This window comes from Enterobacter asburiae, from assembly GCA_011754535.1.
Classification (GTDB): domain Bacteria; phylum Pseudomonadota; class Gammaproteobacteria; order Enterobacterales; family Enterobacteriaceae; genus Enterobacter; species Enterobacter cloacae_N.
On record JAAQVN010000001.1, the window covers coordinates 4,569,186 to 4,593,952 of the forward strand.

Sequence of the window (24,767 nt, forward strand, 5' to 3'; positions counted from 1 at the left end):
TCCCTCTGAGAATAGCGAAGGGGGATTCTACAGAGGCGCAATTTAAGAAAAAACTCAATGAATGCAGAGGTTACAAATCCGCCAGTGGTTTTTATATTTACCCGTATTTTGACACATCCATATTAAGGATTTCCTTAAGGGGTTCCCTCCCCTTAACATCAGACATCACAGGAACATACCGCCTGACACTTCAATACGTTGCGCATTCATCCAGCCCAACCTGTCGCTGAGCAGGGCCGCAATAGCATCGCCGATATCGTCCGGCAGCCCCACCCGCCCCAGCGCCGTCTGCGACGCCAGCATCTGGTTAAGCTGCGCGTTGTCGCGCACGCGTCCCTCGCCAAAGTCGGTTTCGATCGCGCCTGGCGCGATAATATTGACGGAGATTCCGCGCGCCCCAAGCTCCTTCGCCTGATAGCGGGTGAGCACTTCCATCGCCCCTTTCATGGCCGCATAGGTTCCTGAACCTGGCTGGGTAAAGCGGGCCAGTCCGCTGGAGACGTTGAGGATCCGCCCCCCGTCGTTAAGCAGGGGCAGCAGGCGCTGCGTCAGGAAGAAAGGCCCTTTGAAGTGAATGTTCAGCGCTTCATCAAACTGGGCTTCCGTCGTGTCGGTGTAGGGTGCGTATAAACCCGTCCCGGCGTTGTTCAATAAATAATCAAAGGTTTCACGCTGCCAGACGCTGCTCAGGATCTCCTGAAGCTGGTGAGCAAAATTTTCGAAACTGGCAATATCACCGACGTTGAGCTGTAATGCCGCCGCCTTGACGCCTTTTCCCTGAATTTCGCGCACCACGTCCAGCGCTTCCTGCTGGCTACGATTGTAGGTCAGGATAATTCCCGTGCCGTCTGCCGCCAGCTTTAACGCAGCGTTTTTACCCAATCCACGGCTACCACCCGTCACTAATGCGATACGTTCAGTCATCATAAACCTCGTTTTGGCTGTTATGGAGATTGAGAAAGAGCTTATTAGGTGATAGAAGATCAATAAAGATGGGCAATAACGCTTCACTGTTTCAGTACAAACAACAATGAGCTTCATCTATGGATAAAATTCACGCAATGCAGCTGTTTGTTCGCGTCGCGGAACTGGAGAGTTTTTCCCGCGCGGCAGAGACATTAACGCTTCCGAAAGGCAGCGTTTCCCGGCAAATCCAGGCTCTGGAAAACCGGCTTGGCACCCAGCTACTGCACCGCACCACGCGCCGCGTCAGCCTGACGCAGGACGGCATGGTCTATTACGAACGGGCAAAAGATCTGCTGGCAAACCTGGATGAACTCGACGGTATGTTTCAGCACGATCCCTCCAGCATCAGCGGAAGGCTCCGCGTGGATATGCCCGTCGGCGTTGCTCGAAATGTCGTCATCCCCAAACTGCCTGCTTTTTTACAGCAGTATCCGGGTATCGAACTGGAGCTCAGCAGCAGCGATCGCCTGGTGGATGTGATCCGCGAAGGGTTTGATTGCGTCGTCCGCGTGGGTTCCCTGAAGGATTCAGGGCTGATTGCCCGTCCGCTGGGCAAGCTGTCGGTGATCAACTGTGCCAGCACGGATTATCTGGCGCGTTTTGGCTACCCCGACACGCTGGACGATTTAGGCTCGCACGCCGTGATTCATTACGCCGCGATGCTGGGAAGTCGCCCTCAGGGCTTTGAATTTTATAACGGCAGCACGACGCAGTGGATAAAAACGGGCGGGGTGCTAACCGTAAACAGCACGGAAACTTACCAGGCCGCCTGCCTTGCCGGGCTGGGGATCATTCAGGCCCCGCGCGTTGGGGTACGCGACCTGCTGCGCGCGAAGAAACTGATTGAGATCCTCCCGCAGTATCGCGCGGAACCGATGCCTGTCTCCCTGATTTACCCCCACCGGCGCAACCTCTCTCGCCGGGTTCATCTGTTTATGGAGTGGCTAACCGAACTCACAAAAGCTTACGTGGATTAGTCGCAAGCTATAATTCAGTAACATCCAGCCAAACGAAAAAGGAAAAGACGCGTGACGCCGGAAAATAACCCGCAACGACCCACCCAACATTTAGATTATGAACCCATCAAGAAGATGGAAACCGAGCCAGAAGAGGCTAAAGCCCCCGGTACCGCCAGCAAGGCGCTGGGCACCGTCACCAGCCTGGCGGAGAGAATTCAGCAGTTTCCCATGGTTGCGCATCTGATACGTGCGGCCGAACGCTTTAATGACCGCATGGGGAACCAGTTCGGTGCCGCGATCACCTATTTTTCGTTCCTGTCGATGATCCCCATCCTGATGGTGTCGTTTGCAGCGGCCGGTTTTGTGCTCGCGTCGCACCCGACGCTGCTGCAGGATATCTTCAATAAGATCCTGAATAACGTCAGTGATCCGACCCTCGCCACCACGCTGAAAAGCACGATTAACACCGCCGTTCAGCAGCGCACTACCGTCGGCATCGTCGGTTTGCTGATCGCCCTATATTCCGGCGTTAACTGGATGGGCAACCTCCGCGAGGCCATTCGCGCCCAGTCGCGCGACGTGTGGGAGCGCACGCCTCAGGATCAGGAGAAAATTTGGATTAAGTATTTCCGCGATTTTATTTCGCTGATTGGTCTGCTCGTCGCGCTGGTCGTGACGCTCTCGATCACCTCTGTTGCCGGTTCAGCACAGCAGATGATTATCTCTGCGCTCTATCTTGATTACATCGAATGGCTGAAGCCCGCCTGGCGCGGCATCGGGCTGGCGATTTCTATCTTCGCCAACTACCTGCTGTTCTTCTGGATTTTCTGGCGCTTGCCTCGCCATCGTCCGCGCAAGAAGGCGCTGCTCCGGGGCACGTTGATTGCGGCAATCGGCTTTGAGGTGATTAAGATCGTGATGACCTACACCCTGCCGTCGCTGGTGAAATCCCCCTCCGGCGCGGCGTTTGGCTCTGTGCTCGGACTGATGGCCTTCTTCTACTTCTTCGCCCGCCTGACCCTGTTCTGCGCGGCGTGGATTGCCACCGCCGAGTACAAAGGCGACACGCGGATGCCCGGAAAAACACACCGCTAACTCCGCTCTCGGGCTGATATTTCAGCCCGACTCATCATTTCAGCATATAAATCCAGTCCGTAACTTTTATTTAACCGAAAACCAGTTTTATCCACCAATATTTAAAAACTGTGAAGCATTTCATGGAAGCATTTTGGCTGGCCTGAAAATTATCCGCTTTTTGTTGCTTTTATAACCAGAACGCGGCTTTGTTACAGATTGAAATGTCGCTTTTGCTGTGCGTAATATGGCCTTTCGTTCGACAAAAATAAGAAAATATTATGCAATCAACAGCCACAACACTCGACTCAGGTTCGGAACACGTCCCGGTAAACTCGCGCAATAAAGTTGTCGTCGCATCGCTAATTGGCACCGCCATTGAGTTCTTCGACTTTTACATTTACGCCACCGCGGCGGTTATCGTTTTCCCGCATATTTTCTTCCCGCAGGGAGACCCGACGGCGGCAACGCTACAGTCTCTGGCGACCTTTGCTATCGCGTTTGTGGCGCGTCCGATTGGCTCTGCGCTGTTTGGACATTTTGGCGACCGCATTGGTCGTAAGGTCACCCTGGTGGCCTCGCTGCTGACGATGGGGATCTCCACCGTGGCGATTGGCCTGCTGCCGACCTACGAAACCATCGGCATTCTGGCGCCGGTTCTGCTGGCGCTGGCGCGCTTTGGTCAGGGTCTGGGGCTGGGCGGTGAATGGGGTGGCGCAGCGCTGCTGGCAACCGAGAACGCCCCGCCGCGTAAACGCGCGCTGTACGGTTCATTCCCGCAGCTTGGCGCGCCGATTGGCTTCTTCTTTGCCAACGGGACCTTCCTGCTGCTCTCCTGGCTGCTTACGGACGAACAGTTCATGAGCTGGGGCTGGCGTATTCCGTTTGTCTTCTCGGCGGTACTGGTGCTGATTGGCCTGTACGTCCGCGTTTCCCTGCATGAGACGCCGGTGTTTGCGAAAGTGGCTGCGGCGAAAAAACAGGTAAAAGTGCCGCTGGGCACCCTGCTGACCAAACACCTCCGCGTAACCGTGCTTGGCACGTTTATCATGCTGGCGACCTACACGCTGTTCTACATCATGACGGTGTACTCCATGACCTACAGCACCGCCGCCGCGCCGGTAGGGCTGGGTCTGCCGCGTAATGAAGTGCTGTGGATGCTGATGATGGCGGTGATTGGGTTTGGCGTGATGGTACCGATTGCCGGCCTGCTGGCGGATAAATTCGGCCGTCGTGCGAGCATGATTACGATCACCACGCTGATCATTCTGTTTGCTCTGTTCGTCTTCCCGCCGCTGTTGAGTTCAGGTAACCCGGCGCTGGTGATGGCGTATCTGCTGATTGGCCTGAGCCTGATGGGGCTGACCTTCGGCCCGATGGGCGCACTGCTGCCGGAGCTGTTCCCGACGGAAGTGCGTTATACCGGCGCGTCGTTCTCCTATAACGTCTCCTCCATTCTGGGCGCGTCCGTGGCGCCGTATATCGCCACCTGGCTGCAGGCAAATTATGGTCTGTTCTACGTGGGGGTGTATCTGGCGGCCATGGCGGCGCTGACGCTGATTGCCCTGCTGCTGACGCACGAGACTAAGCATCAGGCGCTGTAATTTATTGCGGCCTGATGCCCTCATCCCGACCCTCTCCCACAGGGAGAGGGAGAAAGGGAGCTACTTCTTCATCTGCGACAAAATCGTCCGGCACTGATTCGCTTCGCCTTCTGACGGCGAGATCAACGCCAGCAGCGCGGCGGCCGGGGTGACCAGCGTCGCGAGGGCTGCGGCCACCGCGCCACGCGCAATCAGCGGCCCGGGCTTGACGCCCGCCTGCGGATTTTTAAAGGTCCCGCGCACGTAAAGCGGTGAGCGCAGAGTAATAATACGAATCCCCTTACTTTCCGGGTCAATGGTCAAATCCAGCTGCTCCGAGGCCATGCTGGCAGTACCGGTCACGTTAATCACCGCGTTTTCCGTGTCGAAGGCAAAAATCTGCGGACGCGCCACGCCGTTAACCAGATCCACATTCGCCGCTGCGCAGTTCACCCGCACCTCATCATCGCCAAAGATTTGCCCGATGATAAAGTTACCGACGTTTAGCCCCAGGATCTCCATCAGGTTGCGGCTGACCAGCCCGTCGTTCATCAGCAGTTTCAGGTTACCGTTGCCGCTGCCCAGCAGCGCCGCCACGGAATTCCCCACCCCGCGAATGTCCGCATCGCCGTTCATTTCACCGAGGGTTTTCTGCATCAGCTCCACGTTCGGCATCAGCTCTTTCAGCTTCAATCGACGCGCCTGGATCTCCGCCCGTCCCTGCATCGGCTTCTTATCGCCTTCCAGGTGAATGTTGGAGGAAATTGTCCCGCCCGCCATGCCAAACTTCAGCGGCTGCAGGCGCAGATCGGCATTTTTCAGGATGATATGCGTCGACAGATCGCTCAGCGGAAGCGTGCTGCCATGCTCAATTTTACGCCCTTTGAAGCGCACATCCGCATCCATCACGTCCCATTTGTCGGTTTCAAAGCGATCGTAAGGCAACACTTTACCCGCAGGCTGAACGTCCTTTTTGACCTCTTTTGATTTGGTGCCTTTTCCGGAATCCACGCCAATCAGCGGGCCAAGATCGGCCAGACGAAGCTGGCGAGATTCGACATCCCCTTCCAGTTTCGGCCGTGGTTTTCCGGTGGTGTAGGTCAGCGTGCCGTGGATATCGCTGTCGCCGATGCGGCCGTTGAAATCCCGGTAGTCAAAAACGGACGATTTTTCGGTGTCGATTTTGGCAACCAGATGCCCGTCCGTTTCGAACGGCGGGGTATCCGGCAGCAGTACGCCGGTCAGTTCATACAATTCACCCAGCGAGTCACCGGCAAACTTGAGCTGGAGGTCGACGCCCCCCATGTTCATCGGGTCGTTAACCGTGCCCACGAACGCCACGCGCGTGTTCCCCGAGCGGAAATCCGCCTGCACCGGGAACGGCGTGCCTTCGCTCCTAAGCGCCAGCATGCCGCCGATTTTCCCTTGCCCGGTCAGCGGCTGGCCGTTGTAGCGCCCTTTTGCCGTCAGGCCGAAGACATAGTCACCCGCTTTGGCGCTATCGTCTTTCGCTTTGTTGCCCGTGACTTCGCTAAACGGCAGCGGTTTGCCCAGCGGATCGACCAGGATCTCCACGTCCGCCTTGCTGACCTTATCGTAGATGGCGATCCGCCCGCGATCGAAAAGAATATTGTCGAGACGGAATGACCATGATGAGGGTTGAGCATTCGGATCCTTTTCACCGTCGCTGGCAAGGTTAAACGTCCAGTTATTGTTTTTTTCAGAGAGGCGGATCAAGCGCGCATCGGGCTGCTGGAGCTTGATCCACGGCAGATAGACGGTTTTGGTCAGCAGCGCTAACGGTGCCAGCGTGGCCTCCACGCGCGGCAGATGGATCATGGTTACTTCGGGGATATCCGGCGGGTTGCCGAGAATGATGTCGTCGGCGTGGACGTGGGGCCAGGGGATCCAGCTTCGCCAGCCGGTCTCCTCTTTCTGACGCTCCCATACCACACCCAGATCGCCTCGGATGGCGAAGGGACGGTTCAGCTCAGCGGAGACTTTCTGGTTGATGGTCGGCTTAAGGCGGTTCCAGTCAAACGTCGCGATAATGACGACGACGATTGCGATCAACAACAAGAAAATCCCTGTAGTCCAGGAAATGACCCTGGTTGTTTTTGTCATTGTTATCCCCTTTCCTGATGACCTGTCCTGTAAAACTATAGTCCAGACAAAGGGAAGCGGGGTTATCAGAGGGTCGTTCTGACGCTTTCGAGGAGATCCATCGGCACGGGGCGAGAGAGGAAATAGCCTTGCGCCGCCGCTGCGGGAGAGTTTTGCACGTCACGCCACTCTTCCAGCGTTTCCACGCCTTCAACGATCACGCCCTGGCAATAGCGATTCATCAGCTGCAATAACAGCGTAAACAGATTCCGTCCTTCCGGGGTCTGGCGCAGCATGATGAACAGATCGCGGGCCACCTTGATGTAGTCATAGCGAACTTCGCTGAGGGCCGAGAAGTTCGCCATACCGGTGCCAAAGTCATCCAGCCACAGCGGACCAAATTCACACATCGACGCAAAAGAGGAATCCTGCGGCAGGCGAACATGCTCCACCAGCTCAAAGCGCAGCCACGGCAGAGTGGCGATCAGCTCCTGCAGTTTCGCGTTCTGACGCAGCGCCAGCAGGGTCGGGCCGTCCACGTTAACCGAGGCGAGGATAGTATGCTGCTCGAAAAAGGCCTGTTTTGTCGCCAGCATACGGAGCTGCTCTTCCAGCACGTCCAGACGCTGGCGAACGGCAACTTCGGCAAAATAGCGATCCGGCGCGATACGCTGGGAAGGGTTTGACGGGTGCGTGACGACAGTCAAAACTTCAATTGCCATCAGTCGACCGTCCGTTCGGTAGATCGGCTGATACGTGTACGCACGCTCGCATTGCAGCCAGTAGCGATGCTCCTGCAAGTTCTCAATACTTGCCTCAGGCGTAGTGCTCAGCCGCTGGATAACCTGCTCTGACTTCATTTCAGATGTCCTGTTGTTGGGATGGCCTTTCTGGACTCGTCACTGGGTTATCGGCGCGATAATTGAGAACTTTATGTTCAATTCACCGTGAAAATGAAATTAAGATGACAGAAATTTGCCGGAACACGCGCTGGCTCAAATAAAATAATGGAACGTCGTTTTAATATAGTTGACCATCTAATTCACTCAGCGCACACTGCTGAAAATTCTTCTGTTCAGGTTCATGACTATGTCCAAAAAAATTGCCGTGATTGGCGAATGTATGATTGAGCTGTCACAAAAAGGCGCGGAAGTCAGCCGCGGATTTGGTGGCGATACGTTAAACACGTCCGTTTACATTGCCCGTCAGGTTGCGCCTGAAGCACTCGCCGTGAACTACGTCACCGCTCTTGGTACGGACAGCTTCAGCCAGCAGATGCTGGAAGCCTGGCAAAGTGAACATGTTGAAACGTCGCTGATCCAGCGTATGGAAAACCGCCTGCCTGGGCTGTATTACATCGAAACCGACAGCACCGGCGAACGCACGTTTTATTACTGGCGTAACGAAGCCGCGGCCAAATTCTGGCTGGAGAGCGATGCTGCCGCAGCCATCTGCGAAGAGCTGGCGACGTTTGACTATCTCTATCTGAGCGGGATCAGCCTGGCGATTTTAAGCCCGGCCAGCCGCGAAAAGCTTCTCTCGCTGCTGCGCGAATGCCGCGCCAACGGCGGGAAGGTGATTTTCGATAACAACTACCGCCCGCGCCTGTGGGCCAGCCGCGAAGAGACGCAGCAGGTTTATCAGCAGATGCTTCAGTGCACGGACATCGCCTTCCTGACGCTCGACGATGAAGACGCCCTGTGGGGTGAGAAGCCAGTCGATGACGTGATTGCCCGTACGCACGCAGCAGGCGTGAGCGAAGTGGTGATTAAGCGTGGTGCGGAGTCGTGCCTGGTCGCGATTGCGGGTGAAACGGTGGTTGAGGTCCCTGCGGTGAAGCTGCCCAAAGAGAAAGTGATTGATACCACCGCAGCGGGGGATTCCTTCAGCGCGGGTTACCTGGCGGTACGCCTGACGGGTGGAGCGCCGGAAGCGGCGGCACAGCGTGGGCACCTGACGGCCAGCACCGTGATTCAGTATCGCGGGGCGATTATTCCGCGCGAGGCGATGCCTGTTTAAGTAAGGTGCGGGCTGATGTCCTCACCCTAACCCTCTCCCACAGGGAGAGGGAATGTTCAGGCATTACTGCCCCTGCGGAATATCCGTCGCGTCCTGGTGGAGATCGTCAGCCGTGGCTGCCTGCGCCGGCTGCGGCGCGGTAGCCATAATGGAATCCCAGGTCTTCTGAAGTTCCTTCATGTCATATTCCGGCTCGCCTTTCGGCTGCAGAAGGATCAACGCCATATCCTGCGACAGCTGCTGACGTAAATCCTGATTCAACATATTCACGGTCAGACCGTTCAGGAAGTCCTGACGAAGCTTCTGGTACTGCTCAGGCGCAATGTCGACAACCTGGTTCTGCAGGGAGCGAATACGCTGGCTGATCAGAATGTCAGTATCGGCACGAGCGTAGGTGGCAAACAGCTTCTGCAGCTCCAGTTTTTTCTGGGCAACCAGCGCGTTGAACTCCTCTTCAGAGAGCCCCTCTTTACGCACTTTTGCCAGCTCTTTCGCCACCACACCGAGATTGGCATTCAGCTTATCGCCCGGCGATTCAACGTTAATGGCACATTGCGCACGCTGGAACAGCACGCGGCAGTCAAAGCCAAGGCCAATGTTCTTCACGTTGTTTTTGCTGAGCGTCTGTTGAACGTGCCAGAACAGCGCTTCACGCGCCAGATCGGCACGCCAGTAGCGCAGCAGCGCTGCGGACTCGCGAATAGGTTGCCAGGCGTTATCCCACATCACGGAGAGTCGGTCCTGACGCACGGTGTCCGTCATAATGCTGACAGGCTCGGCGCGCAGCGGAGAGAGCGTCGGGACAGGGGCTGGCGTTTCGCGTTTGCCCTTCAGATCGCCAAACGCTTTGTTGATCTGCTCAACCACCGTGCGGCTATCCACATTACCGACGACGATCAGCGTCATCGCGTCCGGGGTGTACCATTTCTGGTAGAACGATTTCACCTGCTCGACGTCCACCGGCTGCTTCAGCGGCTCCGCCGGGTCGTGCCCCAGCAGCGTTGAGCCTTTCAGACGGTAGCGCCACCAGCCCTCTTTGGTATCCGCAGGCCAGGTCGCCACCATGTCGCCGTTGCTCAACGCATAGTTCACGGTGTCCGGCGTAATCGCCAGGTTGCCAGAGGCATCAGAGAGATACGTAAGGGCTTCTTTAAGCAGGTCGTTACGGTTATTTGGCAGGCTCAGGTTAAACATGGTGTAGTCATAGGAGACCACGGCCGGAGGAAGGGGGCGTTTCGGATCGATGGCCTGTTGCCACAGCGAACGCACCTGAACCGCTTGCAGGCTGCCGCTCTGCGTGAGCGCCAGACGGGGAATAAAATGGCTAAAACCGGTTTGCTGAGTGCTTTCCGTAAGGGAGCCGGTATTAACGGACAGACGGATTTCAATACGATCGCTGGGCCGCTGCGGGGTGGATAACACCTGCCACTGAAAACCGTTCGCTAACGTGCCTTGTTGCCAGGCCGGGTCTGGCTGGAGCGCATCTGCCTGCACATAACTGGCTGCTGCCATCATCAGCAAACCGCCGGTTAAGAGTCGAATTTTTGTGCCCTGCATGTGAACCCCTGATCAACATTCCTGGTTAAAAAGAGTGTCTCGCGACGCGCTGCACTCTAAAAGATGACGATGAAAACACGTCGATTAGACCGCGCGTTCGGCAAAACGTCACGGTCCGAAGTGAAATATACCCAAAAAAAATCTTGTCGAATTATGACAGGTATGAACAGTTATTATGCGCAGGAGCCCGCATCCCGACAAGGGAATGCGGGCAATTGTGACAAGATTAGGAGGTTAAACCAGGATTTTTGCTATCAGACGCGCGATTATTCAGCGTGTCGTTAAGCTTCTTGTGATCCAGCTCTTTCACCCATTTCGCGACCACCACCGTTGCCACGCCGTTACCCACCAGGTTGGTAAGGGCACGCGCCTCAGACATAAAGCGGTCAATACCAAGAATCAGCGCCAGACCCGCCACCGGCAGATGCCCCACCGCGGAAATGGTGGCCGCCAGTACGATAAAGCCACTACCCGTAACGCCCGCAGCCCCTTTAGACGACAGCAGGAGCACTACCAGCAGGGTAATCTGATGGAAAATATCCATATGGCTGTTGGTCGCCTGGGCGATAAACACGGCCGCCATCGTCAGGTATATCGAGGTACCGTCAAGGTTGAAGGAGTACCCTGTCGGGATCACCAGGCCGACCACCGATTTACGGCACCCGAGCTTTTCCATCTTATCGAGCATACGCGGCAGCGCCGATTCTGAAGAGGAGGTTCCCAGAACAATCAGCAGCTCTTCGCGGATGTAGCGAATGAATTTGAAAATGCTGAAACCAGTCGCACGAGCGATGGAGCCCAGCACCACCACCACGAAAAGAATACAGGTGATGTAGAAGCAGATAATCAGCTGACCCAGCTGCACCAGCGTGCCGACGCCATACTTACCGATGGTGAAGGCCATCGCACCGAAGGCACCAATCGGCGCCAGGCGCATGATCATATTGATAATGCCAAAGATGACCTGCGAGAAGCTTTCAATCACGTTGAAGATAAGCTGGCCTTTGCTGCCCAGACGGTGCAGGGCGAAGCCAAACATCACGGCAAACAGCAGCACCTGCAGAATGTTTCCGCTGGCGAAGGCGCCGATGACGCTGCCGGGGATAACGTCCAGCAGGAAGGCCACCACGCCCTGATCCTTCGCCTGTTCGGCATAGACCGCGACGGCTTTGGCATCCAGCGTAGAGGGATCAACGTTCATACCCGCACCAGGCTGCACCACGTTGACGATGACCAGACCAATAATCAGCGCAAGGGTACTGACCACTTCAAAATAGAGAAGCGCCACTGCACCGGTACGGCCAACCGCCTTCATGCTTTCCATGCCAGCGATGCCCGTTACCACCGTACAGAAGATGACCGGGGCGATGACCATTTTAATGAGCTTAACGAACGCGTCGCCAAGCGGTTTCATTTGCGCGCCCAGTTCAGGGTAATAGTGCCCCAGCAGAATACCGATGGCGATGGCTGTCAGGACCTGGAAATAAAGACTTTTGAAGAGTGAGGTTTTCATAGGGTGTCCTTGGGAAGAAAAACCACAGGCTTTGTAAGGTTATGGTTAACCTGCGGCTCTAAAATAACACCCGTATAACAGGACAGAAATAAACTCAGTTCAAATTTGAAACACAAATGTTAAGAACTTTGAACTGGCTCGCACAAGCCAGCAACAAAATTACACTTTTGCGCTATGGTCGGCGCCGGAAAGGTATCGCTGTTCGAAGACATCCGGCGGCACCGCGGGGGCAAAAAGGTAGCCCTGGCCGCTCTCGACGCCCGCCTCTGCAAGCCAGGCGCGTTGCGCTTCGGTTTCAATCCCCTCAGCAATAAGATGCAGGTTGAGACTGCGCGCCATCTGGACGATGGCCTGCACCATGCTGCTGTCCTCCGGCAGCCCGTCGACAAACGATTTATCGATTTTGAGCACGTCCACCGGCAGGGTTTTCATGTGCTGAAGCTGACGCAGCCCGGCGTATCCCATACCAAAATCGTCCAGCGCGATGCGAATGCCAGCATTGCGCAGCGGCTTCAGGATGGCAACCGCGTCGTTAGGATCGTCAATGCGTCGGCTCTCCGTCACTTCCAGCGTCAGCGTATCGGGCTTGATCCGGTAACGATGGATCAGCTCCAGCATCTCGGAGACCATCGTCGGATGCATAAGCTGCAGCGCTGACAGATTGACCGACAGCGGCAGCGTAACGCCGCGCTCCTGCCAGGCGGCAAGCTGGCGGCAGGACTCCTCCAGCACCCAATAGCCAACGGTGACCATCAGACCACAGGATTCGATGCGCTCAATCAGCCCTTCCGGCAGCTCCCATGAGCCATCCGGCTGCTGCACGCGGAGCAGCGCCTCGGCACTTTTCACTTGACCCGTCTGTAAATTCACCTGCGGCTGCAGCCAAAGGGCAAACTGACGGTTATCAAGCGCGGTCAGGATGTCGCTCTCTTCCGTCAGGCGTTGCTGCGCTTTTTCCATCTGCTCCGGGTCGAAGAACTGGATCTGATTTTTCCCTTTACGCCGGGCGGTAAACGCCGCCGAGAACGCGCGGCGGTACAGCTGCTCCGCCGTTAAATCACCGTAGTACATGGCGATACCGATGCTGGCGCTCGGACGAAGCTGGATACCCTGAACGGGCAGCCGCTCATTTATGACAGTGAGTACTTGCTGACCTAATGTAATGGCGTGCCACGGCTCTTTCACGCCGTTGGCAATCACCACCAGGTCGTAACCGCTGACCTGGGTCAGCACCATGCGCGGGGCAAGGACGGACTTCACCTTTTCCACCAGCGTCAGCAAGAGCATTTCACGCTGGCTCTCCTTTAGCACGCCGGCCGTATCCTGCAGGGTTTCACAGGCGATCACCATCAGCGCCGTGGTTTGCTGCCGCGCAACGGTCTGCTCCAGCATCGCCATCAGAAACGCTTTGTTGGGAAGCTCCGACACCGGGAAGCGCGTAGCGCTGTTGTTTAACTCATCCTGCTGACGCTGGATGCGCTGCTGGTTGAGGTTGTAGCTGCGCACCAGCATCCCGATCTCATCGTCATGATGCAGGCGCGGCAGCTCAAGCTGGTGCCCCAGCTGCTCCTGCGGCGCAAGCGAATTCAGCTCTCGGGCGATACGGCGCAGCGGGTGAACAATCAGCCGGTTAATGCACCAGGTCAGCGCCACGCTGAGGATAAGGGTCATAAGTAAGCAAGTGGTCACTAACGTAACCACCCAGCTCATGACGAATTTATACATCCGGTACGAGTCCGCCTGCAGAACCAGGTAGGCCAGCGGCTGCGGATTGGCAGGGCGCTCAAGCGAATAGACAGGCAGAGAAATTTGCACCGGCAGCTCAAACAGGCGCATCACCATCATCGGAACGGGACGCTCCGGGATAAAGCTCATCCGCAGCGCCTGAAACTGGTTGGGCAAGACGACATCGGCGCGGCTAACGACGCCGGCAGGCTGAATGCGTTTTAAGATGGTTTCCGCTTCGGGAATATCTCCTTTCAGGATCGAGGCGGAGAGCGGGCCGCGCACCGAGCGGGCGATACTTTCTAACTGCGAAGCCGTGTTATAGCGATTCTGCTGTACGGAATGAAACAGCAAAATTACGCAGAAGAGCAGTACAAACAGCATAGTGACGGCAGAGACCATCGCCATCTGTTTGATCGTTAAGGAACGGCTGACACGCAAAATGACTCTCCACAAAACTCGAAGCGCAGGGCGCGCCAGGGTGTAAACCTGGCGCGCCTGAGTATACCCGATTGCCGCGCTATTAAGAGAGACTTACAAATGGATTAAGGAAAATCCGATTACCAGTCTGCGTAAGGAATAAGCGGCTGCGGCGGTAAGTCCATATCACCCTGCCAGCCTGCTGCAGAGTAACGCACATAAATCAGCGCATGGCTTGGGGTATAGTCTTTCGCTTCCTGAATATCCACGCCCATGCCCACAAACCAGTTGGACGTGACCCGGCGTTCGATAATCGCCCGCGCGGTATAACCCGTCCCGGAGGAGCTGCTGCCGGTTTCCATCGCGCCCCGGTCAGTATAGCGGCCTGGCTCATCGGTCGGGATCAGGCTCTGGATCGGGTAGCGCAGCTCGTCTTTGGTTTTGGAGTGGGACCAGGACACCGAGCCTCCCAGCTCCCAGGACCAGTTTTCCGTGCGCTTACGCCAGGTTACAGGCAGCGCGAAGGAGACATACTCCTGCGGGCTGTAGTAGCCGCCCTGACCGAGGGAATAGCCGCTCAGATCTTTGTCGTAGTGCCAGAGCATATTGGACACGCCGACCGTCAGGCGCTCGTTGTTTTTATTGATGAGCTTGTAGTAGTAACCCGTCATCCAGCGGACGCGCCAGTTATCTTCCACATTTTTACCCGTCAGCGTTTCCGCGTTCAGGCTGGACCAGATGCCGTTCGCCTCACCTTTGTCATAGCTGATGCTCACGCCACCGCCGGTTGCGCGTACGCCGCCCCAGGTGGTGCCGGTATTGGTATCTTTTTGCCCGGCGAAGGCCAGCAGCGAACTGGAGATAGGCCGACGATGGGCGTTGACGGTATAGCCGATGGGACCTAAATCACTGCTGTAGCTGATGCCGCCCACCACGTCGACGACGTCAAAGCCCATTGGCGTGGTGCCAATATCCATCGCCCAGGTTTTATTCTGCCAGCCGACGGCGACGCTGGCGCCGCTGTCGCTCTGGCTGGTGTTGCCGCTACACGGCGTGTCGTAGCAGGTCCCCCATTTAGGATCGTAAGTCCCGTTATTGTTATCAAAAGTACCGGCATCCATGTTGACCAGATCGCTTCTGAAGAACATGCGCCCGTCAGAGAGCGGTGCGTCCACCTGGAGCATGGTGGTATGCGCTTTCAGGTCGGAATAGCCGCCCGTGCCGCTGGAGCCCCAGTAGTCGTGCTGGAGCGTGACGTTAACATCCTGCTGACGGTACAAATCACCAGCGTCACTGCGCACGCCGCGCTTCAGCCAGTCATCTTTTTCATCGTTACGCGTCAGGCGGGTGAAACTGTCGTTGTCCACCGGACGCGTCGTGGTAATGCCGGACGACACCATCGCATCTTTATACGATTCCAGCGCCTGCTGCGGCTGGCCGTTTTGCGTCTGGAAGCGGGCAGCATCACGTAGCACCAGCGCGCTTTCCATGGAGGCGGGCTGCGATTTGGCCTGAGGAATGATTTTGCTGAAGGTCTGTTCTGCGGCAGCGGAATCTCCCAGGCCCGCCTGCGCCATCGCGATCCGGCGCTGCATATTGAGCGAGAGTGGCTGGTCATTTTGCCCGGCGGGCAGTTTCGCGAGCTCGGCACGGGCGGCATCTTTGTTACCTTCCGCGCTGTAAATCTCGGTCAAACCGAGGATCGCGTCCTCGTTCTGCGGCTCACGCTGCAGGACGGCGTTGTAGGTGGTTTTCGCCGACGCCAGATCGCCACGCTGCTGCGCCCAGTCCGCCAGCGTCAGGTCGATGCGGGTGGAGGTCGGCTGCTGGCGCAGAAGGTTTTCCGCCTCCTGCTCTTTGCCGCTGTCGCGCAGACGGTTAGCGGTTTCCAGCACCTGGTTGCTTTGCAGGCGGTCGGCAAGTTCCTGGATATTGCCGTTCCACTGGCTGCGCGGCAGGGTATCCAGATGCGCCAGCGCGGCCCGGTCCTGGTCGTTTCCGGAAAGATAGAGCCCGTTGGCATAGACCTGATCCGGGTCAGACGGCTTCTGGCTGGCAAGCTGGCGCATCAGGGTATCCGCCTGGCTGCGCTGACCCGCGCTGTAGAGATCGCGCGAGAGACGATACGTTATCCAGACGTCACCGGGCGAGAGCGCCAGACGACGACGCTGGATTTCTGCCGCCTGAGCGTATTTCCCCTGACTCTCCAGCTGTTCTGCCTGGGCAGACAGCTGCTCATTAGTCAGGCTACGCTCAATATCATCAATGCTCCGGCGCTGGCTGGCAGAGAGCGACTGGATAAACTGCGAGGCTTTCTCCGGGGACTGTGCGCGGTAAATATTGGCAAGCCCGCGAACCGCATTGCTGTTGCCGCTGTCCATACGCAGTGCCTGACGGTAATAACGCTCTGCCGCGTCGTTATCTTTACGCGCCGCGGCGGCATCTCCCAGCCCCAGCACTGCGTAGCTGTCGGTATTGTCGATGTTACGCGCCTGCTGAAAGTATCGTTCCGCCTGCGCCGGGTTATTCGCCTTCAGCGCCGCATCCCCCTGCTGGATCAGCAGCCAGTAGCGGTTAACCTTCAGTAAACTGTCCCATTTACCGCGGTTATCGCTCTGCGGATCGAGGGCAATCGCCTTTTCAAACTGTGCCACCGCGCGGGCGCGGTCGCCTTTCTGGGAATAGGCTTGTCCAAGGGCGCCCACCGCTTCACTGTCGGCATGGTTGGCGCTAACGGCTTTTTGCAGCTCCGCCACCGCCTTACTCCCCTGCCCGGCATCCACCGCCGCCAGCCCTTCCGCTTTCGCGCGGAACGCCGGGTCTGCGAGCTGTTTTTGCTGCGCCTCAAGCTGGGCGCGCGCCGCCGCGACGCTATCGCCGTCGCTGAATACGGTCAGGTATTTTTGCAGCGCGGTAACGCTGGCGCTGCTGGCGGGCTGGTCTTTAATCTGCTCATACCACATGTCAGACGCCTGACTGCGGCCGCCGGTAGATTTAGCCATCTCCTGCAGGACCGCAAAGCCTTCATCACGGCGTCCGCTCTGGAACAGAAGCTGAGCCAGCGTCGCCTGCAGCTGCGTATTACCGGGGCTGCTGCTGTTAATTTTTTTTAGCTGGTTAATGGCCGAAGCGCGACGGGCAGGATCTTTCGCCACCACATTCCAGTATTCCGTCGCCACGTCGCCGCCCGGCGGGTTGCCGTCAAAGAGCTTGTCATAGGCGGCTATTGCCTCCTGCGTGTGCCCTGTTGTGGCGAGTAAGCGCGCCTGCTGAAGCTGCTGGCGGCCATCCGGCGTGGAAAGCAGCATCGTGTTGCGTGAGGACTGGTAGGCGCTGGAGCCCGGGGCGATCCCTTTCAGGCGATCCAGCTCTTTTTGCGCTCCGGCGTTATCGCCCTGGCGCAGCAGGTAGCGAAAGCGGGCGGCAATGACGTCAGGGTTGTTCGGATCGATCAGCTCAAGACGGTAGAGCGACTGCCGAACCAAATCCTCACGATGGGTCGATTCGCCCAGCCGAACCTGCTCCAGCAGCTGTTTCTGCTGCGGAGAGTTGACGGCCTGCGCCAGCGGCATCAGTGCCAGCCCAAGCGATAGAGTGAGTAGATTTACTGTGAACTTGCGCATTCCTGGCCCCAATCCGGTATTAATTCACCCTTAGCGGTGAAGCGAAAACGATGCTGATCCCATCCCTGACCAAAGAGAGTCAATACATAGCTGTAGTAGGCATTTTTATCGGGAAAATGGTCTGCCACGCGCTGGCGCTGAACCGCCTGGGCATCGCGCTGTTGTAAAAACGGCAGCATGGCGGCAGAGAACCCGACCGGGCCATTGCCGGTGCGTTTCCCCGTCGCCACATCCACTTTCTCCGGCGGCACGCCCTGTTTGATTGTCGTTGCCGCCATCGGCTGGAAGCGCGTCAGCAGCCGGGCTTTTTGAGGATCTTTATCGCTCATCATGCCCACCCAAAGATAGACACGTATGGCGTCATAGCCCCCCACCAGCGCCTTATCCTGCTGTAACTGCCAGCCTCTGTTTTTCTGATACTGCACCCAGTCCGGCGAGAACCCCTTCGGCGCGCTTTCCAGCAGTAGCCGCAGATTGGTTTCACGCAGCGTGGTCCACGGGGCACCATAGCGGGTGAAATAGCTCGCTAGCTGTGGAGGAAGGTAGCTGGAGTTAAAGCGCCAGGCGTTTTCATCGGCAAAGCCGACTTTACCGGGAAGCAGCATTGAGCCGAGCCCCGGCACTTTCACCACTTCCTCGCTGGCAATGCGTTTTAGCAGCGCCTTGCCCGTTTGGGTATAGTCCGGGTGTTTCCATAACCGGCCCGCTTCGAGCAGCGACCAGGCAATCCAGACATCGGCATCTGAGGCGGAATTAGTATCAATCACCCCCCAGTTTTCTTTGTCTTTCTGCCCCCAGAGCCAGGCGGGCAGACGATCGTTGAGATTGCCGCTGGCAAGGTTATCGCGCGTCCAGGTCAGCAGCAGGTCAAACGCGTTGCGATCGTTAGCGGCCAGGGCAAAGAACAACGCATAGCTTTGCCCTTCCGACGTCGTAATTTTGCGCGTGTCACTGGGATCAATGACGCGCCCGCCCTCGCTGATGTAATCCTTTTTAAACTGCTCCCAGGCAGGCCAGGTACAGGCGGCGCGAAGCGGGAGCGCCGCCAGCATCAATGCTACAACTACACACCAGCGAATGGCTTTCATCACGTCTTACTCATCGGGGTTAAGGCGACGACGGCTGATGATACGCAGCAGACGCCACAGCACCCATGCCAGCAATACCACGCTGACCGCAGCCAGGATGGCGAGCAGAACTGGATGGTTAGACAGCGCATACCACAGACGTTCGAACCACGGCAGATGGCCGACGTAGTACACATCACCCACGCGCAGGCTGTTGACGCCGGACTCGCGGATCACCGAAACCGAGCCAAACATCGCGGCGCGTTTACCGCTGTCGTTCATCGCGGTATTCAGCAGCTCATAGCCACGGGGGCTGTCCGCCAGCAGAGCTATCACGCTACGCTGATCGTTGTAAGGGGACTGGAAGCCCACCACTGCAGCCATCGCTCCCTGAGAGGTTACGGCCGTCTGCGCGCTGGCCTTGCGATCGTTCACATCCGGCATAATGCTCGGGAACTCGGTCTGACGCAGCGGCGTGTTAACCCAGGACTCGGTGGCTTTTACCAGCAGATCGATACGTTTTTCATCCTTCAGCTTATCCGGGATGGTGCCGATCACCATAATATCGGCATCTTTGTTCTGGATTTGGCTGCCATCATCCGTCAACGTGACGTTAATTGCCGGTAATCCAGTTTGCGCGCCTACGGTCGCCATGGTGTCGAGCAGGGTCGTCACCTGACCTTCGTTTGGCGCTTTTGGCATCACCACAATGGATTCAGAGAGATCGGCCATGCGGCTGAACGGGAAGCCCGCGTTAGCAAAGGCACGCAGATCCGGCATCGCCAGGAAATGGTAGTACTTCGAGAAGTCGATGGTCGACTCATCGCCGATCACGACGTGGTTCTGTACCGGCTGGAAGGTGATGCAGTTCTCCACCGAACCGCCAGGCATCGGGTTCATGTACTGGAAATCAAAACGCAGCTGATTAATCGCGCCAAGCTTCAGTGCCGGAATAGAGACATCCGTTTTGCCGTCCAGCAGCCCCTGCAGCACCGGCAGGCGGAGCATCAGCCGGTTAGTGTCCTGGGTGCTTTGCAGGCTGAACGATTGCAGGAACTGGTTGTTCAGGCTGATATCCATGCGCGAGCTGTCTTTCGTCGCCGGCGCGGTATAGCGATAGTTGAGATTGATATCAATGCCGTTGGTGCGCAGCAGGTACAGATCCGGCGGCAGGTTCAGTGACAGGTTAATCGACGATGGTTCCAGCCCGGACGCCTGCAGCTGCTCTTCATAGGTTTTCAGTTCACCAAACGTCACGGCACGATCGGTACGCACCCAGTTTGGCGCGTCATAAGGTTTACGTGCCAGCAGCGGCTTAACCTCGTCCACCACCACGCTGTTGCCGCGGAACAGGACGTTGCCCTGGGCAATTGCTTTTGCCGCCTGAACCAGATCTTTATCGTCACGACCAAAGACCACCAGCAGCTTCACATACGGGTTATCCGGGTGGCTTACCATCTCAATAGTTGGCGCTTTGACTTCCGGGTGGTCGCGCAGGAAGGCCGGACGCTTGGCGTTAGTTGCAAAGACAATCGCGTTTCTGTCCGGCATTTTGTCATACATCACCGGGAAGTTCTGACCGCGCCAGCCGGAGCGGGAGCCAAACCAGGAGGCCACAATGGTCGCCGCCAGCTGCTCGGTCACGTCAGGGGATGACGCAAACACCATTGGCAGCGTGAGCGGACGGTTATCACGCGGATCGAAGAACGGAACCGGGAATGCCGAAAGATCGTTTTTCAGCGCCAGCGGCTGGTAGGTCATCTGCAGCGAGGAGTTGCGCCCGACATCCAGCCACAGCGTGTTGCTGGCGGGGTTTTCGCAGACATCGCGGTAGTGACCAACAAACTCCAGACGGATACGGTTAAAGTCGGTGATGAACAGCGGGTTAATCGGCACCTGCGCCTGGGTTTTCTTACCCAGCTGCTCTTTGGTCACCGGCAGAACGTCCATCAGCTCATCATTGAGGTAGACCTTCAGCTGAGACTGCGTCGGCAGCAGGGATGGCGACGGCGTATATTCAAGGTTCAGTACCGCATTCGAAACAACCTCATCGCTGCGCATACCAAATTCAATGCTGCCGTTAGGATTGACGCCGCGCAGCACCATGCTGCCCGGCGGCGGCGCGATTTGCGCGAAGGTCAGCTTCACGTCCCGCGACGGCGTGTTCTCCGCGACAACGGGCGCGTTAGCCCCCCGCACGCCCGGCATCACCTGCCCGATGACCGGGTTCTCGGCCGGGAGGGTGTTCCCCTCCGTTGGCTGGTTCGGAATGATGTTTTCTGTTTGACCGGGTGCCGCCGTGATAACCGGATCGGTTGCCTGCGCGACGACAGGTACCGTCGGCGCAGGCGTAGCCGCTGCGTTACCAGGTGCTGCGTTAGCCATTGTTGCGGGGAGTGCACTCACTCCCATTGCCACTGCACATAACCAGGAAAGTTTTGTTTTCATCGCGTTATCATCATTGTTGAGCCATAACCGGGTCCGCCTGCTTCGCCTCATCCCGCTCAGGACGACGAGGAACAAACGACACGACCCAGGAAACCAGCGAAGTAAGTGACCGGAAAATTAATTTCACCGACGACGGGGCAAATTCTGCAAGGTGACGATAGCCACGGAACCCCAGCTTCAGAATATCCAGCAGGCTTTCCAGAGGTTTATCTTCCGGGAAGCTGTCCTGCCAGAGAGCCCATGTATCCGCACGGGCAAACGTACACTGCACAAAATCAATATGTTGCTTTTTGGTCAACGGCATCAGCTGCAGACCGACCTCACTGCCTGCCACACGCACCACCTGCGTCGGGAAGACATACTCCTGCTGGCCGCGCTTGAGCAGCAGGTTGACTTTCTGCCCTTCCAGCACTTTCGCCTGGCCGTTGATTTTGATCCCCAGACCACCGTCAGAGAAATCGTGCACCGTACAGGAGAAGAGGTGGCCATCTTCACGGGCAATCGCCGCAGGCATGCAGATTTCAACGCGATGCGCGCGACGAACCTGTTTACTCTCCACCGACACCGCCACCGCGCCGCCGAGGATAATCAGGTTGTAGAACACCCAGGCCATACTCACAAACACGGTCAGGATTTCGTTTTCCGGGCCGTAGAAGTAGCGCCAGATGCCGGCGATAACGCCGACAATATTCAGCAGCACGAGGAAGATGTACGGGCGGGAGATCACCCAGTCGACGTACTCCTCTTCCACCAGACCGCCCTTCGCGGTGACGTTGAATTTACCTTTATGCGGGTTAATCAGCGCCACCATCGTCGGCGGCGCGATGTACCACGCCAGCACCGTTTCGTAGATTTCACTCCAGAAGGAGTGGCGGTATTTGCCCTGGATCTTCGAGTTCGTCAGGCTCGCGTGGATCATGTGCGGCAGAACGAACAGCGCAATCATCAGCGCGGGGGCGTAGATGATATAGGCATGAAGGAGCAGGAACGCCAGCGGCGCGGTCAGGAAGATAAGCCGCGGGATGCCGGACAAGAAGTGGAACATAGCGTTGACGTAGCAAAGACGCTGCGCCAGCTTGAGCCCTTTCCCTATCAGCGGGTTATCGAGACGGAAAATCTGCACCATGCCGCGCGCCCAGCGAATACGCTGGCCAATGTGCGCCGAGAGTGATTCCGTCGCCAGACCGGCGGCCTGAGGGATACGCATATAGGCAGAGGTATAGCCCCGACGGTGCAGGCGCAGAGAGGTGTGCGCATCTTCGGTCACCGTCTCAACGGCAATACCGCCAATTTCATCCAGCGGCTTACGGCGGATAACCGCGCAGGAGCCGCAGAAGAAGGTGGCATCCCACATGTCGTTCCCGTCCTGCACCAGCCCATAGAACAGCGTGCCTTCGTTCGGGGTTTTGCGGAAGCGGCCAAGGTTACGTTCAAACGGGTCCGGTGAGAAGAAATGGTGCGGCGTCTGCATCATCGCCAGCTCTTTCTCTTTCAGGAACCAGCCCATGGTCATCTGCAGGAACGAGCGCGTCGGCACGTGGTCGCAGTCAAAGATCGAGACGAACTCCCCGGTGGCATACTTCAGGGCGTTGTTGATATTACCGGCCTTCGCATGCTCGTGAGTCGGACGGGCGATATACTCGACGCCGACCTCTTCTGCAAACTGGCGGAACGCCGGACGATTGCCGTCATCCAGGATCCAGACTTTGAGCTTATCTTTCGGCCAGTCGATGCCCAGCGCGGCATAGATGGTGTTTTTCACCACGCTCAGATCTTCATTGTAGGTCGGAACGAAGAGATCGACAGTCGGCCACTGCGTGGTGTCCTTTGGCAGCGGAACCGGCTGGCGGTTGAGCGGCCAGATCACCTGGAAATAGCCCAGAACCAGCACAATCCAGGCATAGGTCTCAGCAAACAGCAGCACCAGACCGCACACCAGGCTGACCGGATCGTCCCAGTTCAGCGTTGAGGTGTAACGCCACCAGATGTAGCGGCAGGAAACCGTCAGCGACAGCACAATCAGCATCAGCGCCGAGAAGCGGCCCGGAATACGGCGAACCAGCAACGCCACGCCCCACAGCAGGATCAGGAAGGTGAACTGCGCCAGGGGGTTGAAGGGTTGTGTGATACAGACCAGTGCCAGAATGAGCGAGAACACGACAATCACGCCAAGGATAAAACGCCGCAAGCCCGGATGGAGGTGCCCGAGTTCTTTATGGTTATCCAGATGGCTGGTCTTATCGCTGACGCTATCGGGCAGTTTATCCAGCCACTGGTGATAGCGTTCACGTAACTGCTGTACGCGGGAATAGCTGCGCCAGTGCGGCGTTATTTTCTCCGCACGGGATGACGTGACCGCCAGCCAGATGGCCTGAATAAGATAGCGCGCCGGATCCAAAGGCCGTGGCCGGTCGGGGTTAATGTGTGGATATAATTCGCCGTGGCGTGCACGCATGCGCTGCCAGCGCGGGTGTTCGAGTGGAATGAACGTCCAGGCCAGAATCATCCAGAAACAGCCGAGCGCGGCGCTGAATGCCGGGGCGCCATGCCGGCGAAAGTGCCGGTAATGGTCGCTTAAACGCGAACTGACCGGTGGGATAAGAAGCCAGCTGGCGAGTCGACTCATACCGAACTCCCTGCCGGCTCCGCCTTGCTGGCGAAGTTCAGCAGACACCAGTTAGCCAGCGTCAGGATCTCTTCTGCTGCCAGCGAGTCGCTGCGATATTCGCCTAACGGCTGCTTGGAGGCGAGGCATTCCGCCATCCCCTCATCGCGATGAATCACAATGGGCAGCAGGCGGCGCTGGCTTTGCAGCCACACCTGATAGAGATCGTCCTGAATTTGGCTACCGATACGTAAATCGTTAATCAGAAGATGCGCGTTTTGAGGCAGACCCTGCTGATGCAGGCGAATATGGCAGTTCGCATCCACGTTCACCACGGAAAGTACATGGTCGCACTGGGCGATGAGCTGTCGGGTCAGCGTCCCGGCGCCGTGCGGCAGATCCAGCAGGATCCACTGGTAGTGCCCCTTTTCTTTCAGACTCTGCAGCGCAAGCGTGAACTGCGAAAACAGACGCTGATAGGCGGCCTCATTCTCGCGTTCCGTGGTGGTCAGTTGGCCAAAAGGCAGCAAATCAAGCTGGGAGGTATAGCGCAGACCCGCATCCCGCCAGTCTTTGTCATCAAGCAGCGCGCGGGCCCAGCCCTCTTCGCGAGTAAAGTCGACGTTGAACGACATACGCAGCAAATTATCGCCGCAGGCGTCAATCACCAGCACCGATTCACCTAAAAGCTGTAATGACCACGCCAGCGCCGCGGTAACAGATGTGGTACCCACACCGCCACGAACGCCCTGTAATCCGAGTATGGCCATCAATGGCTCCCTTATTGTTGATGGGCGAATTCAGCTAATAACGGCCAGCGTTTAATAGCCGCGGCCAACTGTTCCCGCTGGGAAATATCGGTATAATCTATTTCAGGTAGAGAAAAGGCCTGCGCCAGCGCCAGAAAATCGTTTTGGAATGTGTAACCCAGAGTCGAATCGACTGGGGTTCCAGGTTCGTTATTATCCATTCTTATTCCATCCCTATGAGGAAAATCGCACGCTCGGAAGTTGCAGGGCGTCCTGCCCTGACAAATTTCATTTACATGCTAAATCTGATGTTCTTTAATTTCAATGTTAGGTTTATTTCTACGCTTTCGCTAGTA

Annotated in this window: 16 protein-coding genes; 4 read left to right on the forward strand and 12 right to left on the reverse strand. The window is 57.2% G+C overall.

The annotated features are described in order from the left end of the window. Window positions 1-165 precede the first annotated feature (165 nt). Window positions 166-924 carry an SDR family oxidoreductase gene (locus HBM95_21675; GenBank protein ID NIH45518.1) on the reverse strand — a complete coding sequence of 253 codons (759 nt, stop codon included), beginning with the start codon at window positions 922-924 and terminating at the stop codon, window positions 166-168. A gap of 119 nt (window positions 925-1,043) precedes the next feature. Between HBM95_21675 and HBM95_21680 the strand changes: the two genes are divergently transcribed. The 3 genes from HBM95_21680 (at window position 1,044) to HBM95_21690 (ending at window position 4,603) form a co-directional block, all read left to right on the forward strand. Beyond that, window positions 1,044-1,943: a LysR family transcriptional regulator gene (locus HBM95_21680; protein ID NIH45519.1), complete on the forward strand. Its 900-nt coding sequence runs from the start codon at window positions 1,044-1,046 to the stop codon at window positions 1,941-1,943. A gap of 51 nt (window positions 1,944-1,994) precedes the next feature. Next, window positions 1,995-3,020 (forward strand): inner membrane protein YhjD, encoded by a 1,026-nt coding sequence (gene yhjD, locus HBM95_21685; GenBank protein NIH45520.1) that lies wholly within the window; start codon window positions 1,995-1,997, stop codon window positions 3,018-3,020. Window positions 3,021-3,280: 260 nt separating this feature from the next. Continuing rightward, window positions 3,281-4,603, forward strand: a complete 1,323-nt coding sequence (locus HBM95_21690) for an MHS family MFS transporter (GenBank protein ID NIH45521.1) — start codon at window positions 3,281-3,283, stop codon at window positions 4,601-4,603. Window positions 4,604-4,663: 60 nt separating this feature from the next. On the opposite strand, the gene HBM95_21695 is transcribed toward HBM95_21690, so the two are convergent. Further along, window positions 4,664-6,706, reverse strand: a complete 2,043-nt coding sequence (locus tag HBM95_21695) for an AsmA family protein (protein ID NIH45522.1) — start codon at window positions 6,704-6,706, stop codon at window positions 4,664-4,666. 65 nt (window positions 6,707-6,771) lie between these two features. Beyond that, complete coding sequence (gene pdeH / locus HBM95_21700) at window positions 6,772-7,545, reverse strand: cyclic-guanylate-specific phosphodiesterase (protein ID NIH45523.1); 774 nt, start codon at window positions 7,543-7,545, stop codon at window positions 6,772-6,774. 229 nt (window positions 7,546-7,774) lie between these two features. Here pdeH and HBM95_21705 point away from each other — a divergent pair, with 229 nt between their 5' ends. Next, window positions 7,775-8,704, forward strand: a complete 930-nt coding sequence (locus HBM95_21705; protein NIH45524.1) for a sugar kinase — start codon at window positions 7,775-7,777, stop codon at window positions 8,702-8,704. 63 nt (window positions 8,705-8,767) lie between these two features. Here HBM95_21705 and HBM95_21710 read toward each other — a convergent pair whose 3' ends face one another. The 9 genes from HBM95_21710 to HBM95_21750 all read right to left on the reverse strand — a co-directional run bounded on the left by HBM95_21710 (window position 8,768) and on the right by HBM95_21750 (window position 24,632). Next, window positions 8,768-10,261: an insulinase family protein gene (locus HBM95_21710; GenBank protein NIH45525.1), complete on the reverse strand. Its 1,494-nt coding sequence runs from the start codon at window positions 10,259-10,261 to the stop codon at window positions 8,768-8,770. A gap of 226 nt (window positions 10,262-10,487) precedes the next feature. After that, complete coding sequence (locus HBM95_21715) at window positions 10,488-11,774, reverse strand: dicarboxylate/amino acid:cation symporter (protein NIH45526.1); 1,287 nt, start codon at window positions 11,772-11,774, stop codon at window positions 10,488-10,490. 159 nt (window positions 11,775-11,933) lie between these two features. Beyond that, window positions 11,934-13,940, reverse strand: a complete 2,007-nt coding sequence (gene hmsP, locus HBM95_21720; protein NIH45527.1) for a biofilm formation regulator HmsP — start codon at window positions 13,938-13,940, stop codon at window positions 11,934-11,936. Between the two features lie 119 nt (window positions 13,941-14,059). Further along, window positions 14,060-17,542 (reverse strand): cellulose biosynthesis protein BcsC, encoded by a 3,483-nt coding sequence (bcsC, locus tag HBM95_21725; protein ID NIH45528.1) that lies wholly within the window; start codon window positions 17,540-17,542, stop codon window positions 14,060-14,062. After that, window positions 17,524-18,630, reverse strand: a complete 1,107-nt coding sequence (gene bcsZ / locus HBM95_21730) for a cellulase (protein NIH45529.1) — start codon at window positions 18,628-18,630, stop codon at window positions 17,524-17,526. Before bcsZ ends, bcsC begins: the two co-directional genes overlap by 19 nt. A gap of 6 nt (window positions 18,631-18,636) precedes the next feature. Then, window positions 18,637-21,057, reverse strand: a complete 2,421-nt coding sequence (gene bcsB / locus HBM95_21735; protein NIH45530.1) for a cellulose biosynthesis cyclic di-GMP-binding regulatory protein BcsB — start codon at window positions 21,055-21,057, stop codon at window positions 18,637-18,639. 10 nt (window positions 21,058-21,067) lie between these two features. After that, a complete protein-coding gene (gene bcsA, locus HBM95_21740) occupies window positions 21,068-23,683 on the reverse strand; it encodes a UDP-forming cellulose synthase catalytic subunit (protein ID NIH45531.1) in 2,616 nt (871 codons plus the stop codon). After that, window positions 23,680-24,432, reverse strand: a complete 753-nt coding sequence (gene bcsQ, locus HBM95_21745; protein ID NIH45532.1) for a cellulose biosynthesis protein BcsQ — start codon at window positions 24,430-24,432, stop codon at window positions 23,680-23,682. Before bcsQ ends, bcsA begins: the two co-directional genes overlap by 4 nt. Window positions 24,433-24,443: 11 nt before the next feature. Next, a complete protein-coding gene (locus tag HBM95_21750) occupies window positions 24,444-24,632 on the reverse strand; it encodes a hypothetical protein (protein NIH45533.1) in 189 nt (62 codons plus the stop codon). Window positions 24,633-24,767: the final 135 nt, after the last annotated feature.

Excerpts from the sequence above, each read along its gene's own strand:
- bcsC (NIH45528.1), bottom strand. The coding sequence starts at position 17,542 with ATGCGCAAGTTCACAGTAAATCTACTCACTCTATCGCTTGGGCTGGCA.
- HBM95_21710 (NIH45525.1), bottom strand. The coding sequence starts at position 10,261 with ATGCAGGGCACAAAAATTCGACTCTTAACCGGCGGTTTGCTGATGATG.
- pdeH (NIH45523.1), bottom strand. The coding sequence starts at position 7,545 with ATGAAGTCAGAGCAGGTTATCCAGCGGCTGAGCACTACGCCTGAGGCA.
- HBM95_21715 (NIH45526.1), bottom strand. The coding sequence starts at position 11,774 with ATGAAAACCTCACTCTTCAAAAGTCTTTATTTCCAGGTCCTGACAGCC.
- bcsZ (NIH45529.1), bottom strand. The coding sequence starts at position 18,630 with ATGAAAGCCATTCGCTGGTGTGTAGTTGTAGCATTGATGCTGGCGGCG.
- bcsB (NIH45530.1), bottom strand. The coding sequence starts at position 21,057 with ATGAAAACAAAACTTTCCTGGTTATGTGCAGTGGCAATGGGAGTGAGT.
- bcsQ (NIH45532.1), bottom strand. The coding sequence starts at position 24,432 with ATGGCCATACTCGGATTACAGGGCGTTCGTGGCGGTGTGGGTACCACA.
- HBM95_21690 (NIH45521.1), top strand. The coding sequence starts at position 3,281 with ATGCAATCAACAGCCACAACACTCGACTCAGGTTCGGAACACGTCCCG.
- HBM95_21680 (NIH45519.1), top strand. The coding sequence starts at position 1,044 with ATGGATAAAATTCACGCAATGCAGCTGTTTGTTCGCGTCGCGGAACTG.
- HBM95_21705 (NIH45524.1), top strand. The coding sequence starts at position 7,775 with ATGTCCAAAAAAATTGCCGTGATTGGCGAATGTATGATTGAGCTGTCA.
- HBM95_21695 (NIH45522.1), bottom strand. The coding sequence starts at position 6,706 with ATGACAAAAACAACCAGGGTCATTTCCTGGACTACAGGGATTTTCTTG.
- HBM95_21750 (NIH45533.1), bottom strand. The coding sequence starts at position 24,632 with ATGGATAATAACGAACCTGGAACCCCAGTCGATTCGACTCTGGGTTAC.
- HBM95_21675 (NIH45518.1), bottom strand. The coding sequence starts at position 924 with ATGACTGAACGTATCGCATTAGTGACGGGTGGTAGCCGTGGATTGGGT.
- bcsA (NIH45531.1), bottom strand. The coding sequence starts at position 23,683 with ATGAGTCGACTCGCCAGCTGGCTTCTTATCCCACCGGTCAGTTCGCGT.